At 60.4% G+C, this 16,334-nt stretch carries 9 protein-coding genes; 6 read left to right on the top strand and 3 right to left on the bottom strand.

Annotated elements, in window-relative coordinates; all coding sequences use genetic code 11:
* The first annotated feature begins 10 nt into the window (after window positions 1-10).
* The gene (locus KBY08_RS02360; protein ID WP_004406361.1) at window positions 11-307 is read left to right on the top strand and encodes a DUF3509 domain-containing protein; all 297 of its coding nucleotides are present in this window, start codon (window positions 11-13) and stop codon (window positions 305-307) included.
* Window positions 308-478: 171 nt separating this feature from the next.
* Here the strand turns inward: KBY08_RS02360 and KBY08_RS02355 are convergent, their stop codons facing one another.
* A complete protein-coding gene (locus KBY08_RS02355; protein WP_032608041.1) occupies window positions 479-1,318 on the bottom strand; it encodes a TIGR02285 family protein in 840 nt (279 codons plus the stop codon).
* 327 nt (window positions 1,319-1,645) lie between these two features.
* On the opposite strand from KBY08_RS02355, the gene KBY08_RS02350 reads away from it, so the two are divergent.
* The 3 genes from KBY08_RS02350 to KBY08_RS02340 all read left to right on the top strand — a co-directional run bounded on the left by KBY08_RS02350 (window position 1,646) and on the right by KBY08_RS02340 (window position 5,184).
* A complete protein-coding gene (locus tag KBY08_RS02350; RefSeq protein WP_003314240.1) occupies window positions 1,646-2,188 on the top strand; it encodes a YaeQ family protein in 543 nt (180 codons plus the stop codon).
* A 61-nt stretch (window positions 2,189-2,249) separates the two neighbouring features.
* On the top strand, window positions 2,250-3,965 hold the full coding sequence (recJ, locus tag KBY08_RS02345) for a single-stranded-DNA-specific exonuclease RecJ (RefSeq protein ID WP_011266941.1): 1,716 nt from the start codon (window positions 2,250-2,252) through the stop codon (window positions 3,963-3,965).
* Window positions 3,966-4,077: 112 nt separating this feature from the next.
* On the top strand, window positions 4,078-5,184 hold the full coding sequence (locus KBY08_RS02340; RefSeq protein WP_011266942.1) for an NADH:flavin oxidoreductase/NADH oxidase: 1,107 nt from the start codon (window positions 4,078-4,080) through the stop codon (window positions 5,182-5,184).
* A 63-nt stretch (window positions 5,185-5,247) separates the two neighbouring features.
* Here the strand turns inward: KBY08_RS02340 and KBY08_RS02335 are convergent, their stop codons facing one another.
* Window positions 5,248-7,335, bottom strand: coding sequence for a response regulator (locus KBY08_RS02335; RefSeq protein WP_024661012.1), 2,088 nt, complete (start codon window positions 7,333-7,335; stop codon window positions 5,248-5,250).
* Between the two features lie 298 nt (window positions 7,336-7,633).
* On the opposite strand from KBY08_RS02335, the gene KBY08_RS02330 reads away from it, so the two are divergent.
* Entirely contained in the window at window positions 7,634-8,380 is a 747-nt protein-coding gene (locus KBY08_RS02330) for a tellurite resistance TerB family protein (protein ID WP_024639879.1), read from the top strand.
* Window positions 8,381-8,437: 57 nt separating this feature from the next.
* On the opposite strand, the gene KBY08_RS02325 is transcribed toward KBY08_RS02330, so the two are convergent.
* Window positions 8,438-14,410 (bottom strand): NEL-type E3 ubiquitin ligase domain-containing protein, encoded by a 5,973-nt coding sequence (locus tag KBY08_RS02325; RefSeq protein ID WP_111522030.1) that lies wholly within the window; start codon window positions 14,408-14,410, stop codon window positions 8,438-8,440.
* 297 nt (window positions 14,411-14,707) lie between these two features.
* On the opposite strand from KBY08_RS02325, the gene KBY08_RS02320 reads away from it, so the two are divergent.
* Complete coding sequence (locus tag KBY08_RS02320; RefSeq protein ID WP_003409235.1) at window positions 14,708-16,330, top strand: methyl-accepting chemotaxis protein; 1,623 nt, start codon at window positions 14,708-14,710, stop codon at window positions 16,328-16,330.
* Window positions 16,331-16,334: the final 4 nt, after the last annotated feature.

Raw genomic sequence — 16,334 nt, 5'->3', positions numbered from 1 at the left:
GGTGATCCGGATGGAAAATATCAGCTTACTGCTAAGCGAAGCGCTGGCTCCCTATCAGGCCAGTATTGGCCCGGCCGGTTCTCGGGGCGAACGTCTGGTGACTCTGAAAGATAAAGCGGGCACCTGTGTGATCGAGCGCGCATTCGGCGCTGATCAGCTGAGCGACAAGCGTCAGCTCACCGACGTGGTAGACGGCCTGCGCCGCGATCTGATGGTTGCCGAGGGTCGAATCGAACCCTGTGTCATCGCTGCCATGCGCAATGCTGCAATCAGTCGCACGTTTGTCGGCACCCCATCATTTGCTTAACAGTTGCTTAACCGGCGACAACGATTCTGGAACCTGACGGGTTCTATGCACTCCTATCCATTACGTCAGACTTGATCATTGTGCTCCGGTGATCAAGGGCTGACGTACTGACCAGCATGGTCATGTTTACCCCGGGCAGGTCCCCCTCTGCCCGGGGTTTCTTTTGTCCGCTCATTCCTTGTCCAGCAGCGCCTTGACGTCCTCCAGGTAGCTGGCCCGTTGCGCGGGTTCCAGCCACTGCGCATAAAAGCCCATCAGGCTGGTTTCGCGCAGCACGCGCATCTCGCGGTTGATCAGCGCAATGGCCTGCTGGCCTTTGGGTGAGTTGCTGCAACTGACATAGACGAACTGGTATGCAGGGTTGCCCTTGATCGGCAAGAAGGCCAGCTCCTCGGGCCTTATGCCTTGTTGCATGGCGTGATAGCGCGCTTCCGGCCAGAAGCTGATAAAGGCCTGCAGACGCTCCAGACGCTCCATTTGCAGCAGGCTGCCGACGGCATCGTTACCGTAGTGCGGCACAAGGACGTCTTCATCGACGTCGTGCAACGTGTGGTCGATCACTTCTCCATAGCTGCGTTCGGCAACGATGCCCAATTTGATCTTCCGGCTGGCCATCAACGCCGCCACGTCGATTTTTCCGTCTTCTACGTAGGGCTCGAACTTCGACATCTCCTCCTTGCGTACAATCAGACCGCTGCTCAGTACCGCACCGATCGGTATGGAAAAAAGCAGGGTTCTGGCTCTTTCTGCCGTCCACAGCATGGTGGGATCACAACTGAGAGACGTCTCGTCGCTCAGCATTTGCAGAGCCCTGGCGCGGTTGACCCGCATCAGCACGTGATCGTATTCGGGCATTTGCGCAGTCAGCAATGGCATGAGCTGATCAATTGCACCTTGCCCGCGCATGGCACCGGAAAAAATCGTCGAAGGGGGGATGTCGCGCATCAGCCAGGTCAGCGTCTCCCTGGCCTGGCTGACGCACGACGTGGCAGCCAGCGACAGGGCGAGCATCAATCGAGCCGTTGTGCAGTGCGAGGCAGGAAGGGGCATTCGCGGGTGTCATCCTCGAAAAGGGTTCAACGGTCTGAGGTAGGGGTGGCAGCTCTTTGAACGGCGCTGCGCCAGTGGCGTCACATTCAGGTGCCCCGGTTGGGAGTCCGGGTGCTCGCTGCAGATCGTCTTTAGCACAGATATGTATCAGAAATTTGTTTCAAACTATCGATTTTTGTTCGTCCTGCAAATGAGGGGGGCAAACACACCCTTGCGCGAGCAAGTTCGTTCACAGGCCCGGCATCGGGTAGACTTGCCGTCTTCCCTCCAGACTCTAGAAGCCCGTTCATGGCCCAGCCGTCCACGACCTACAAATTCGAACTCAATCTCACCGACCTTGATCGCGGCGTGTACGAGAGCGTCAAGCAGACCATTGCCCGCCATCCTTCGGAAACCGAAGAGCGCATGACTGTGCGTCTGCTGGCCTATGCCTTCTGGTACAACGAACAGTTGTCGTTCGGTCGTGGCCTGTCAGATGTGGACGAACCCGCACTGTGGGAAAAAAGCCTGGATGACCGGGTTCTGCACTGGATCGAAGTGGGGCAGCCGGATGCCGACCGGCTGACCTGGTGCTCGCGCCGTACCGAACGCACCAGCCTGCTGGCCTATGGCAGCTTGCGCGTCTGGGAAGGCAAGGTCATCCCGGCGATCAAGAACCTGAAAAACGTCAATATCGCCGCCGTCCCGCAGGAAGTGCTGGAAGTGCTGGCCAAAGACATGCCGCGGGTCATCAAGTGGGATGTGATGATCAGTGAAGGGACGGTGTTCGTCACTGACGACCGTGGCCAGCACGAGGTCCAGTTGCAATGGCTTGCGGGCGAGCGCGGCTGACAGCCGCCGGTTCCGTTCGAAAAACATTCATCGACACTGCACAGAGAATCAGCTGACCCGCATGCGCATCGAACCTCGTCCATTGCCCGACACCTTGCCGTTCCTTGGCGACCTGCCGCCCTTGCTCACCCGTCTGTACGCAGCACGAGGTGTGGCCTGCGAGGCTGAACTGGACAAAAGCCTGGCGCGGCTGATCCCTTATCAGCAACTCAAGGGGATCGATGCGGCAGTAGACCTGCTGGTCACTGCGCTGCGTGAGGGCCAGCGCATGTTGATCGTCGGCGATTTCGACGCCGATGGCGCGACCGCCAGCACCGTGGGTGTTCTGGGACTGCGTCTGCTGGGCGCAGTGCATGTGGATTATCTGGTGCCCAACCGGTTTGAATATGGCTACGGCCTTACGCCGGAAATCGTCGAAGTGGCATTGCAGCGCGAACCTCAGCTGTTGATCACCGTGGATAACGGCATTTCGAGCGTCGAGGGTGTAGCAGCGGCCAAGGCGGCCGGCTTGCAGGTACTGGTGACCGATCACCATTTGCCTGGGCATGAGCTTCCGGCCGCAGACGCCATCGTCAACCCGAATCAGCCAGGCTGTACCTTTCCCAGCAAGTCGCTGGCCGGTGTCGGGGTCATTTTCTACGTACTGATGGCCTTGCGGGCGCGTCTGCGCGAGACCGGCTGGTTCGAGAGCAATCAGCGTGCCCAGCCCAATCTGGGCGAGCTTCTGGATTTGGTCGCGCTGGGCAGTGTGGCCGATGTGGTGCCGCTGGACGCCAACAACCGCATTCTGGTCCATCAGGGGCTGATGCGTATCCGTGCCGGGCGTGCCAGACCGGGGCTGCGCGCCATTCTCGAAGTGGCACGACGTGAACCTTCGCGCATCACCTCCACCGACCTGGGGTTCATTCTCGGGCCACGCCTGAACGCGGCAGGGCGCCTGGATGACATGAGCCTGGGCATCGAATGCCTGCTCTGCGACGACCCGACACTGGCGCGGGAAATGGCCGTGCAACTGGATGAGTTGAACCAGGATCGCAAATCCATCGAGCAGGGCATGCAGCGTGAAGCACTCGCCCAGCTCAAGGACCTGCCGCTGGAGTCGATGCCGTTTGGCCTCTGCCTGTTCGATGCCGAATGGCACCAGGGTGTCATCGGCATCCTCGCTTCGCGTCTCAAGGAGCGTTACCACCGCCCGACCATCGCGTTCGCCAGCGCCGGGGAGGGCGTGCTCAAAGGCTCGGCCCGCTCGGTGCCAGGGTTTCACATTCGCGACGCGCTGGACGCCGTGGCGGCCAGTCATCCGCACCTGATCAGCAAGTTCGGCGGCCACGCGATGGCGGCAGGTCTTTCGCTGCCTGAAGAGAACTTCCCGGCATTTGCCGCAGCGTTCGACCAGGAGGTGCGTCGTCAGCTCGATGAGCAGGACCTGACCGGGCGTTTGCTGTCCGACGGCTCGCTGGCCGTCGAGGAGTTTCATCTGGAGCTGGCCCGTGCACTGCGCAATGCCGGTCCCTGGGGGCAGCACTTCCCGGAGCCTTTGTTCCACGGCGTGTTTCAGCTGGTCGAGCAACGGGTGGTGGGCGAGCGTCATTTGAAGATGGTGCTCAAGACCGAATGCGGCAGCGTCAAGCTCGATGGCATTGCGTTCGGCGTCGACCGGGATATCTGGCCCAATCCGAATATCCGCTGGGTCGAGCTGGCCTACAAACTCGATCTCAACGAGTTTCGCGGTAACGAAACCGTGCAATTGATGGTGGTGCATATCGCGCCACGCTGACGATAGCAGGAACCCCTCTCGCTAACGGGGTGTCGACACTACACGGTCTGTCAAACCTGTTCTTTGAATGAACGGAACCTGGACACCTGAATTTTCATTACGAGAGGTTGCCATGAGCCTGCTGCTTGAACCCTATACCCTGCGTCAATTGACCCTTCGCAATCGCATTGCCGTATCGCCGATGTGCCAGTATTCCAGTGTCGACGGCCTGGCCAACGACTGGCACCTGGTTCACCTGGGCAGTCGTGCTGTCGGCGGTGCCGGCCTGGTCATCACCGAAGCAATGGCGGTGACGCCGGACGGCCGCATCACTCCCGAAGACCTCGGGCTGTGGAATGACGAGCAGATCGAACCGCTGCAACGTATCACCCGCTTCATCAACGCTCAGGGCGCGGTTGCCGGCGTCCAGCTGGCGCATGCCGGCCGCAAGGCCAGCACCTGGCGCCCGTGGCTTGGCAAGCACGGCAGTATCTCCCTCAATGAAGGTGGCTGGACGCCGGTCGGGCCTTCGGCGATCGCCTTCGATCCGCAGCACACTGCCCCTGTGCAATTGAGCGAGACGCAGATCCAGGAGTTGATCAAGGCGTTTGTCGATTCCGCACGGCGTGCCCTGGAGGCAGGCTTCAAAGTTGTGGAAATCCACGCTGCCCATGGCTATTTGCTGCATCAGTTCCTGTCGCCCCTGAGCAACCAGCGCACCGACGAGTATGGCGGTTCATTCGAGAACCGCATTCGCTTTACGCTGCAAGTCACCGAAGCCGTGCGTGCGGTGTGGCCTGCAGAGCTGCCAGTGTTCGTTCGCGTGTCCGCCACCGACTGGGTGGAAGACGGCTGGAACGCCGATGAAACGGTCGAGCTGGCGCGTCGGTTGAAAGCCATCGGGACCGATCTGATCGATGTATCGTCAGGCGGTACGTCAGCCAAGGCGGAAATTCCGGTCGGCCCAGGCTACCAGACGCGCTTTGCCGAGCGGGTTCGCAAGGAGTCCGAGATCGCAACGGGCACGGTGGGCATGATTACCGATCCGGCGCAGGCAGAGCACATTCTGCGCACCGGGCAGGCCGATATCATCCTGCTGGCGCGTGAGCTGCTGCGTGATCCGTACTGGCCGCTGCGTGCCGATGAAGACCTGGGTGGGCGCCTGGCAACCTGGCCTGCGCAGTACCAGCGCGCCACACACCGTGATCAGCCGATTCATGAGTCAGATCTGCGCGACTGATCGCCAGTCGGCTCACGGATAGCAATACCCGAAAAATGAGCGCCGTAGGGCGCTCATTTTTTGTTACTCGCCTTCCAGCAGCTCGGTGACGCGGCCGATCAGTTCGGCAATCGCAAAGGGCTTGGGCAGCACGTGCATGCCCGGCTCCAGCGTGTCATGCGCCAACGCGGCGTTTTCAGCATAACCGGTCACAAACAGGATTTTCAGGTCGGGCCGGACATCCCGCGCCGCGTCTGCGACCTGCCGACCGTTCATGCCGCCCGGCAGACCGACGTCGGTGATCAGCAGGTCGATGGCCGCCTTGGACTGCAGAATGGTCAGCGCATCGGCGCCTCGTTCAGCCTGCAAAACAATATAGCCAAGGTCTTCGAGCAACTCCGTGATGAGCAAGCGCACGGCGGGCTCGTCATCGACCACCAGAATGGTTTCGTCGCCGGTGCTGGAGGCGGGGACTTGCAGCGGGCTGTCATCGAAGGCCACTGTTTCAGCTTCGCCTTCGTGCATCGGCAGCAGAATGCTGACTTTCGAACCCTCGCCAACCTTTGACGTGATGTAGACGCCGCCACCTGACTGCCGTGCAAAACCGTAAATCATCGACAACCCCAGTCCGGTGCCCATGCCTGTCGGTTTGGTGGTGAAGAACGGGTCGAAGGCCCTCGCCATGACGTCGTTGCTCATGCCCGTGCCGGAGTCGCTGACGGACAGTTCCACATAGCGGCCTGCAGGCAACTGATACCGGGTCGCCGTGACTGCAGTCAGGTGACGGTTGCCCGTCTGGATCAGCAGCTTTCCGCCATCGGGCATGGCGTCCTTGGCGTTGATGCACAGGTTGAGCAGTGAATTTTCCAGTTGATGCGGGTCAACCAGGGTCGCCCACAGCCCGCGTGAGGCATTGACCTGCATATCGATGGCCGGACCTACGGTGCGTCGGATCAGCTCGTCCATGCCCGCGACCAGCAGGTCGATATCGGTAGCCTTGGGCGCCAGTGTCTGACGGCGCGAAAATGCCAGCAGTCGATGTGTCAGGGATGCCGCGCGTCGCGAGCCTTCCAGTGCGGCGTTGATGTAGCGGTCCAGCTCTGTGAAGCGTTCCTGTCTGATCCTCGACAGGAGCAGCTCCATGTTGCCGGTCACGCCCATCAGCAGGTTGTTGAAGTCATGAGCCAGACCGCCGGTCAATTGCCCGACCGCTTCCATTTTCTGCGATTGAATCAAGGCCTCTTCGGCGATACGCAGTGCCTTGATGCGGTCCTTTTCGTGGGTCAGGTGTTTGCCCAGCGCAAAAATGATTCCATTGCCGGGTGCCGCGGTCCAGCCGAACCAGTGATAGCTGCCGTCGACGTGCTGATAACGATTTTCAAACAGCGGCAGCACATGGTTGATGGTGTGTTTCAGAGCATTCTGGGTGCCGCTGACATCATCCGGATGCAGCAGGGTCATGATGGAGGTGCCCAGCAGCTCGTGTTCCGGGTGGCCCAGCAGCGCTGTCCAGGCCGGGTTTACCCGCAGAAAGATACCGTTGAAATCGAGTATCGCCAGCGGGTCCGGAGATATCTCCCAAAACGTGTCCAGCTCCAGCGTGCGTTGCTCCAGTCTGGCGGTCTGCTGTCGTTCCAGGCTGACCAGGTCATCGATCAGTTTCAGGCGTTTGCGTTCGCTATCCTGCAGCGCCTGCTGGTTGAGGACATGCGCGGTGGTTTCGTTGGTGATGCAGAACATGCCGACAACCACGCCGTGTTCGTCGATTACCGGTGAAAACGAAAATGACCACCATGTCTGTTCGACCTCGCCGTAGCGTGCCATGGTCAGCGGCATATCCGTGTAGCGGCAGGGCTTGCCGGCAAACGCATCGATCACCAGCGGCGCGACCTGATCCCAGACGTCAGCCCACAGATCCGGAATGAGTGCGCCGATAGCGTTGTCCTTGCGCGGGCCGAGAATCGGCGTATAGGCGTCATTGTGGAAAAACACCAGATCCGGCCCCCAGAGCAGGTACATGGACTCCGGGGAATTGAGGATCAGATTCAGGGTGTTTTTCAGCGATACCGGCCAGTGCTCGATCGGTCCGAGTGAAGTCTGGCTCCAGTCCCTGGATCGGATAATCCCGGCGGCCTTGCCGTGAGCGGTCGGGAAACCAGTGGGCGATATCACTTCGGACAAGCTCCTGAAAATCTGCATGGAGGGGCAGTGGCATTCATATGAATATGGATGTGTGTTCGATCAGTCCAGGAAAGAGGCTGCGTACCTGACTTTACCTGCAGCCTGTCCTTATTGACTCTTTGCCACAGGCGCGGGTTGCACGCATTTCGCCGATAAGCGGGGCAGATTGACGAACGGGTATCGGTGCAACTCCGTAACATCCGGAAGCACACCGGTAAGGGCCTGGCAGTGACTTCTCTTCAACTTGTTGGTCAATCACTCATCTGACAAACCTTGTAGGAGGCTTCCTGTGAATACGCGTGGTTTACTCGATCAATTGCTCAAGTCCGGACAAAGCATGTTGCAGGACAAGAACAAAGGCAAATCCGGCAAGCAATCGTCGGGCGGCGATTCACTGATCAATGGCCTCGGCAGCCTGCTTGGCGGTGGTAAAGGGCAGGGCGCTTCCCAGAATGGGCTGGGTGGTCTGTTGTCCGGCGCCGGCGGTGGTGCGCTGGCCGCAGGTGCCATGAGCCTTCTGCGTGGCAAACGCACACGCGGGATGGGCGGCAAGGCGTTGACCTACGGAGGCTTGGCGGCGCTGGGGGTATTGGCTTACAAAGCTTACAACAACTGGCAGGCCAGTCAGGGGCTCGCCGCTCAGCGCGAACCACAAACCATCGACCGGCTGCCCGAGGCTGAAGCCGAGCAGCATAGCCAGGCAATCCTGCGTGCACTGGTCGCCGCCGCGAAGGCCGATGGCCATGTCGATGAGCGTGAGCGCGAACTGATCGAAGGTGAGTTCACCAAGCTGGATAGTGATCATTCACTTCAGCAGTGGCTTCACGCCGAGCTGAACAAGCCGCTGGACCCGGCAGAGGTGGCACGGGCCGCGACCACGCCGGAAATGGCGGCAGAGATGTACATCGCCAGTGTAATGCTGGTGGATGAAGAGCATTTCATGGAACGCGCCTACCTCGATGAGTTGGCGCGTCAGTTGAAGCTGGAACCCGGCCTCAAGACCGAGCTTGAAGGCCAGGTGCGGAACGCTCAGTGAACTGACGCTTCCAGCAGCGGGTTGCCTGACACGCCTTGTGTCAGGCAACCCGCTCGATCAGTGATGTTCTATTCCTTCAGCGTTGGTCAGCTCCCTGATCAGCGCTGTCTGCTGCTCCTTGAACCTGGCTTCGAACTCTAGAATCCGTCCTTCGTATTCCGGATCTTCGAGGCTGATATTGCGTTGCTCGAACTCGTCGGTGAGTTGGTTCAGTTCAGTCCTGTAGGTGCGTTCGAGTGTTTCGAAGCGTCCAGCATGGATTTCGCGCAGGTAACTGATCCAGTAATCCTGCTGCTGGGCAAAACGCAGGAAGGGCTCGCCGCGTTCGCCGTTTTGCACGCGAAGCAGTGCCGCGTCGAATTCCCCCGGCCTGATGGCGGCGTGGGCCTGGTACAGCATGCCTTCCGGCGGCACGGGCAAGTCCAGCGCGCTGGCCCAGTGCGTGCGATACGCCAGACGTACCTCGGCTTCATCACGGCTGCCGGTCTGTTCGCGGGCTGCGGCATCCAGCTCGGACAGGCGATACAGCCGGACGGTCAGTCGATACAACAGCGCACCGCGCTGCTCCGCGACGACGTCCTGCAACGACTGCCGGATGAACACCAGCACTTCCATCTGGTTGAACTCCAGAAGGATGCCGTCCGGGCAGGTGTGGTTGTCACGAAACAGCCTGAGCGGTTCTTCGGCAATAGCGTTGAGGGTCAGTCCGAGTTGCGGGTCCTGACTCACCGTGACCAGTACCCGCCAGACGCGCTCGCGCAGCGCTGCACGGCTGGTGATGTTGCGATAATCGGCGCTGTGACGGAGCGAGTCGATCAGGTCGAGCAGGTTGCGGGTCTGCTCGCGGGCCTCCAACTGCTCCCAGATCTCGCGCCGCCCGGCGCTCAACGGGTTGCTGTCGTCCAGCCAGGGCTCGACGGTGACGGGTTCCGGAGTCGATGCCCGGCTGTCCTCTGAGGACAGGTACTCTGAATACGATGAGTCCGAGTCATGGTTTTCCGTCCAGTCCATCGCGCTGAGCTCGGGCGGCAGGTCCATGTCGAAGGTGAAAGAACGTCCATAACGCTCTGAAAAATGCGCCTGCCGCATGGTGTCTTCGGAAAGCGGATTGTTCAGCAGGCTTATTTCCGTGTGCGCAAACTCGCTGCCGGGATTGGCGAGTATGTGCTCTGGCAATTCGCTGATCAGATTACCCTCCAGCAAGAGTGTCCTGATTTGCGCTGGAACCATGCTCTCTGTCCAGGCTGGCCATTCGACCAGTCCGGCATTGTTCAGTGACAGCCAGTTGAGTGCAGTGCCACTGAGGCTGGTCAGGTCGCTGATGGCGCCTATCCGGTTGCCATCCAGCTCCAGTCGTTCAAGCGTCGCAATCCGGCTGAAGAAATCGATGTGCTGTTGCTCTACCAGCATTCCCTGATCCATCAGCGATAGCGAACGAAGTGATCGAAGCTCGAGCAGCGCCGGTGGCAGTTGCAGCAGGGGGGCGACATGTCCGCTTATTTCCAGTGAGGTCAGATCAGTCATGCGGCGCAACAGTTGATCCAGATCAGAGGCCGTGCCGGTTATTCGGCTCAGGTGCAGATAGCGTACCTGGCGATAAAAGAAATCAGGCAGCTGTCGCGGAAAGTCGATCAATGCGATGTCTGCAAGGCGCAGGGGGCTATGGAGCTGCCCCAGGCTGAAATTTCGCCAGTGATCGATCAGTATCCTGCCGATTTGCTGGCGTGATTCGATGGTCTGCTCGCTCGGTACGGCCATCGAGCCGGAGGCATGCGTCCATTGATCAACGGCGGCAAATAATTCGGCACCTTCGTTCAGTTGCCTGTTTACAGCGGCCTGCACGGCAACCGGAGTGTCCATGACAAAACTGAAGGAACTGCCGGCTACCGCTTCATTGATACGTGCGTGTATTGCGGTGTGTCGGGACAGGATATTGCCGCGCAAGTCAATCAAGGTCCGGTGCTCAGGGCTGGGAGGATTGTCAAGGATCCACCCGGGCAGTTCCGTCAGGTTGTTGTGAGCCACCGACAGCTCACGAATGTTGTTCGGAATGATGTCGGTCAGCCAGGACGGCCAGCGGTTCATGCCAACCCGCTCCAGCACCAGCCGATCAAGGTGCAGCCAGCTCAGGTCCATGGGCAGCACACTGACCAGTCGATTGCCACTGAGGTTCAGCATCCTGAGGCCCGGCATGCTGCGCAGGTGGTCCATCTGCGCCTGATCCAGAAAAATCTCCTGGTTGATCAGCGCCAGTTCGGTCAGTTGGGGCAGCACACGGGACACTTGCTGAGGCAGGTTGAGAAAGACCGAGGTCTCGGGGGCCAGTCCGGCGGCTGGCTCACTGATCAGGTTCAGTGCGCGGGTATGCGGGAAACGTTGCAGGAAGGCTCCAAGTTCGGCGCTGTTGGTCGACTGCCGGGGCAGGTTTATGCCGGCAGGCGTCAGGTCAATTGCACCGGGGCGTGCTCTGGGCTCGACCGATATGTTTTCCAGGTGCAGCGCGGTAACGCGATTGAAGACGAAGTCCGGCAGATGGTGCGGAAAGTCACTCAGCGAGACATGTTGCAGGCTTAGCGGCTCAAGCGTCCGTCCTATCTCGGGCAGGTTGTTGAGGCGCCAGTGGCTCCAGATCGCTTCGTTGATGCGCACGCGACTGTCCATATGAGCCTGAGTCATGGGCGGCATTGACACGGATTCATAGGTCCAGGCGTCGAGACTTGCGCGCAACAGCATTTGCTCGTGCAGCAGGTCGTTGAGTCGCGCATCGATGGTTCTGTTGTCCCAGCCAGTGTGGCGCAGGCGGCCGAGGATCTCTTCGGGAAACGCGTCCTCCAGCTCAAGCATGCGGATCTTGTCCAGCAGGCTCTCGTCGGTCATGTGCCAGTCGACCCTGCCGCTACCGCTCAGGGGGTAGCCAAGGCGACCGTCAGCCAGGCGCATGGGGGATCTGCTGCCTGGCTTGATCGCCTGCATGTTCAGCAATGGCGCGAGGTGCTGGCGGGGCAGGGGGTTGTCCTGGATCAGCGTTGCCAGCGCCTGACCCTGCCCGGTGTGGGCAAAGCCCAACTGGTTGCGTTCGGCATCGGGCAGGGCGTGCAGCACGGACGAGTACAGATCGTCCAGCCCGTGCAGGTGCTGGTCGTCAGCATCACGGGTCTCGTAACGATTGCCGTCCTTGATCAGTACTTTGCGTACAGGCGCATCCTCGGGACCGATGCTGTCGATCAGCCGGCCACCGAAATACCGGTCATGGACCTCCAGCCTGACCTGTGCAGGCCATTGCGGCAGGGCTTCAAGGCTGTGCAACGCAAGACAGTCGGTATCGGCGCTGGAGACCGAGGTCAGATAAAGCCCTTCATAGGCCCGCGCCAGTCTCACCTGCTGTAAATAGGCGCTGGCCTCTTCGGCAACGGGCAGCGGCACCCGGCGCTCCGTCGTCAGTTGCAGCCGCTCTGCCGGCAAGGCGTGGCTGGCCAGTTCCTCGGCAACCAACGGTGGCAGGCCGGGAAATGCCTTCTGCAGGGTCTGCACGCCGTCAGCCTCGGCGACGCTCAATGCGCGGTAACGGGATTCGAACAGCCAGCCTCGGGTGGCTCGGGCGCGTGCCGCCAATTGCGCCCGTAGTGTGATCAGTCGCGGTGACATGCCGAGCTGACCCGCGCCGAACTCTTCGTTGAGCAGGGTGCGTATTTCGTTGTTGCCGAGCTTTTCCAGCACCTGGCGCAGGGCATCCGGCTGGTCGGCACGCACCGTGATGTCGAGGCTGGCAGCCGCCACCGGATGAGAGGCCGGGGCGAATGTCTGAAGCGTGTGGCCCTCGGCATCCACCAGGACCAGCGCGCGATTGCCCGGCCAGCCACGGTCCTGGCTCAGCAGTTCAAGTTGAAGGGGGGACGCTGCGTTTATATCGTTGGCTTCGAGCTGCTCGATGAAATGCTCGATCTCCTGGTCCAGCCTGAACCGGCGCGCCGTGTCCTCAAGCAATGCCGGAGGGCGACGCTGATCGGCCAGTGCCTCGCGCATCACCGATTCAGGCGTGTTGCTGACGTTGACGATGCGCCTGGCGGTGCTGTCGGAAAACGTATCGCTGGAATAGCCCAGCCGTCGAAACAAGGTCAGGCCTTCCATCTCCAGCGGCTGATCGAGCTCATGCAGCCATGCTCCGGCGCCGTTGTGTCGCAAGGCGGGCCGATAGCTGTCGGCGCGGGTCGGGTGCTCGATCAGGTAGCCGTTCCCGGTCGTGGCAGGACTGACGGAATAGATGCGTCCTTCAAGTGGCAACCATTGTTTGCCTTGCCAAGTGTACAGGCCCGTGGCATCGGACTGCAGATCCTTGGGCAGGACGATGTCATGGGCAAAGGGCGTCAGATCAGGCTTCCACAGGCGTGTCGTGCCGCCTGGTAAATCCACGGGCTTGAGGCCTTGGACGAACTCGGGCGCCTGTACCGCAGGGATGCCTGTTGCGCCCGTCGACGCAGCACCAAGGGCCGATATCAGCGCAACGTTCTCGATCACATCGAACAGGTAGGCGAACGCCTGTCGTTTCTCGTCCCTGGCCCAGCTCTCCATGCCCTCATACACTTCGTGAACCAGCTGAATGGCGGTGACGGCCATCATCACTTCGCCCAATACCGGAACGACGAAGCCTGCGATATTCAAGACGTCGAAGGCGGTGTCCATGAAGTACTGCACCCGCTCATCGAAGGTCTTCTGGTCCTGTGCCGCAGTCGGCACACCATGAAACAGTGCGTCGTTGCGCAAGGCTGCGCATTTGCGCTCATGCAGGTTGTCCAGCAGCGGGCCTTGCAGCACGGTTTCTCTCAGGTCGAGCCGGGCGTTTCGGTCCGCTTCACGCTCCAGCCACTGACGTTCGAAAATGCCGCCTTTCTTGACTTTGGGGTACAGGCGTTCGGACAACTTTTCAAACAAGGCACTTCGATGGCGCGCAGGTACGAAGCGCATGAAGAAGTTCAGGTAGCCGTTGATGAACATCCGCTCACGCAACGCATTTATGAAGACTTCGACCGAGTCGTATTCCTTCAGCGGCGCAACGGGGTCATCCGGGATATACACCACGATCCTTTCTGCCTGAGTGGCAATATCCCGGTCCTTGCCAATCACCAGAAGACCGGTTAGTTCGATATCGCCCAGGCACAGTACGCTGCAGTTGACCGGCCTGTTATCAAGTCGGACATGTTGCTTGCCGTCGAGAAACTCCAGTAATGCGCTTTGCAAATCCGGGCCGATCTGCTGTTGCAGGGAGGCCATCTGCAACTGCAGCCGGATCGACGATGCCTCCAGTTGCATGAAGCTCTGGCGCAGTCTGGATGCCGCAGCGTCTGCAGTTTCGTCGGGGCTCGAAGGCCTGCTGAAGACGGCCTGGATATGCGCCTGATATTGGCCGCCCAGGTCCAGCTCACGGCACAGCGCCGCAAAGCCGGTCGGGGAGAGCGGCAGGGACTTTCCGCTGATCTGTGGGCCGATGATTTCAAACGAAGAAAACACCTGGGCCTTGAGGCCGGTGCTGGAATCCATTGCGCCCGGAACTGTTTCCCAGGCTTCGAAGTTCTGCAACGCGGCCTTGAGCAGGCTCTGGGTCGCGGCCTTCAGGGCAATGTTTGCCTGCGTTAGCGGGTCTCTGGATGCCGTATTGAATGATTGGTCGACCCGCGCACGACTGGCATGGAACAGCCAGGTGTCGGCGACGTCCACCTGCAGTCCGAAGCGATCCTTGATGGCGGCTGTCAGCAGGGGCCTTGCGAAGTCCTCCAGCGTCGACAGGCGATCCAGCGTCGGACGAACCTGTTGCTCGTACTCGCGGTGCTCGGCGTACAGGCGCTGCAGCTCGGCGAGCTGATCAGGGTTGGACTTGCGTGCGCTCGCCAGCCATTGCACGGGGCGCCGCGAAGCCTTGCGCAAGGCTGCATGGGTCGCCGGCTCGGCCTGAAGCAGCCACTCGGGGGATTTGTCTTTTATCAGTTGCAGATGCGGGAGTGCAGGAGCCTTGCCCGACGGAGATAGATCCAGCATTTAAGTGCCTTGTCGTGAATGAACAGGCGACAAAGCTTACGGCCGCGACTTGCCGTGCAAGTGCTAACTATCTATGTACTCCCGCTGTTTCTGAAGACCGTTGCTCAAGTAGTGGTGGCGATGGCCGACAAGACATGAAGCGGGACGAAAGAGTGGCGATCGATAGCGGCCGTGACTTCGTTCTGTATTACCCATGTAACGTTTTACGGCTGGGCTATACTCACGCCGTTTGGGCCGTCCGTCGGTCCGCTTCTTGAACACGGCCCGACGCCGTCGTTGAACTCTTGAGGGCTGACTGTGAAGAACTGGACCTTGCGCCAACGGATTCTGGCGAGTTTCGCCGTCATCATCGCAATCATGCTACTGATGGTCGTTGTATCTTATTCACGGTTGTTGTCCATCGAGTCCAGCGAGGAAGATGTGCGTCTCGATGCGTTGCCCGGCGTCTACTACAGCACCCTGGTGCGCAGTGCCTGGGGCGAGAGTTACATCCGCACGCTGGAGCTGATTGCCGAAGGGCAGGGGCGGCCGCTGACCAAGCAGGAAAAGGATCAGTTCAAGGGGTTTGAAGACGCCCTTCAGTCGCAGATGGACGGCTACAAGAAATCCATCTTCGATGACACGGACAGGGCCAGCTTCGCGGTGTTCGAAAAGCGCCGCGAGGTCTATTCGCGCATGCTTGCCGACGTTCACGCCAAGTACGAACGCGGTGATTATGCGGGCGCTCGCGATGAGTTTTACAACGAGCTCAATCCGGTCTGGAGCGAGGGCCGTCTGCAGCTCAGAGACCTGATCGTTGCCAACAAGCAACTGGCTGACCAGTCCACCACCAATATCGTCAACGCTGTGCTGGGTGCCAAGATCAGCATGGTGCTCTCTCTGCTGATCGCGGTCATGGCGGCGGCGGCCTGCGGGCTGCTGCTGATGCGCTCGATCACCTCTCCGATGCAGATGATCGTGAGTATTCTGGACGTCATGCGCAAGGGCGATCTGAGTACCCGGCTGAACCTGTCGCGCAAGGACGAGTTCAATGCGGTCGAGACCGGCTTCAACGACATGGTCTCCGAGCTCACCGCGCTGGTAGCGCAGGCGCAGCGCTCTTCGGTACAGGTCACGACCTCGGTCACCGAGATCGCTGCAACGTCCCGCCAGCAGCAGGCTACCGCCACCGAGACCGCGGCAACCACCACCGAGATCGGCGCGACGTCGCGGGAAATCGCCGCCACTTCGCGGGACCTGGTGCGGACCATGACCGAAGTCACTTCGGCGGCAGACCAGGCTTCGGTGCTCGCCGGTTCCGGCCAGCAGGGCCTGGCACGCATGGAAGACACCATGCATCAGGTGATGGGCGCTGCCAATCTGGTCAACGCCAAGCTGGCGATCCTCAACGAGAAGGCCGGCAACATCAATCAGGTCGTCGTCACCATCGTCAAGGTCGCCGACCAGACCAACCTGCTGTCGCTCAATGCCGCCATCGAGGCCGAAAAGGCCGGTGAATACGGTCGCGGGTTTGCAGTGGTGGCCACCGAGGTGCGTCGCCTGGCCGACCAGACTGCCGTCGCCACGTATGACATCGAGCAGATGGTGCGGGAAATCCAGTCGGCGGTGTCTGCTGGCGTGATGGGTATGGACAAGTTTTCCGAAGAGGTGCGCCGCGGCATGTTCGAGGTCACTCAGGTCGGCGAGCAATTGTCGCAGATCATCCATCAGGTTCAGGCGTTGGCACCCCGTGTGCTGATGGTCAACGAAGGCATGCAGGCTCAGGCCACCGGCGCCGAACAGATCAACCAGGCGCTGGTGCAACTGGCGGATGCCAGCAGCCAGACCGTCGAATCACTGCGTCAAGCCAGTTTCGCCATCGACGAGTTGAGTCAGGTCGCGGTCGGGCTGCGCAGTGGCGTTTCGCGTTTCAAGGTCTGAACGA

It is taken from the genome of Pseudomonas sp. P135, from assembly GCF_020312125.1.
GTDB classification, from domain to species: domain Bacteria; phylum Pseudomonadota; class Gammaproteobacteria; order Pseudomonadales; family Pseudomonadaceae; genus Aquipseudomonas; species Aquipseudomonas fragariae.
The sequence above is the reverse complement of the archived record's forward strand: the minus strand, read 5'-3'. Positions and strand labels throughout refer to the sequence as shown.

Bases quoted from the DNA above. Each gene is read 5' to 3' on its own strand.
- KBY08_RS02355 (WP_032608041.1), bottom strand. From the start codon at position 1,318: ATGCTCGCCCTGTCGCTGGCTGCCACGTCGTGCGTCAGCCAGGCCAGG.
- KBY08_RS02360 (WP_004406361.1), top strand. From the start codon at position 11: ATGGAAAATATCAGCTTACTGCTAAGCGAAGCGCTGGCTCCCTATCAG.
- KBY08_RS02340 (WP_011266942.1), top strand. From the start codon at position 4,078: ATGAGCCTGCTGCTTGAACCCTATACCCTGCGTCAATTGACCCTTCGC.
- KBY08_RS02350 (WP_003314240.1), top strand. From the start codon at position 1,646: ATGGCCCAGCCGTCCACGACCTACAAATTCGAACTCAATCTCACCGAC.
- recJ (WP_011266941.1), top strand. From the start codon at position 2,250: ATGCGCATCGAACCTCGTCCATTGCCCGACACCTTGCCGTTCCTTGGC.
- KBY08_RS02325 (WP_111522030.1), bottom strand. From the start codon at position 14,410: ATGCTGGATCTATCTCCGTCGGGCAAGGCTCCTGCACTCCCGCATCTG.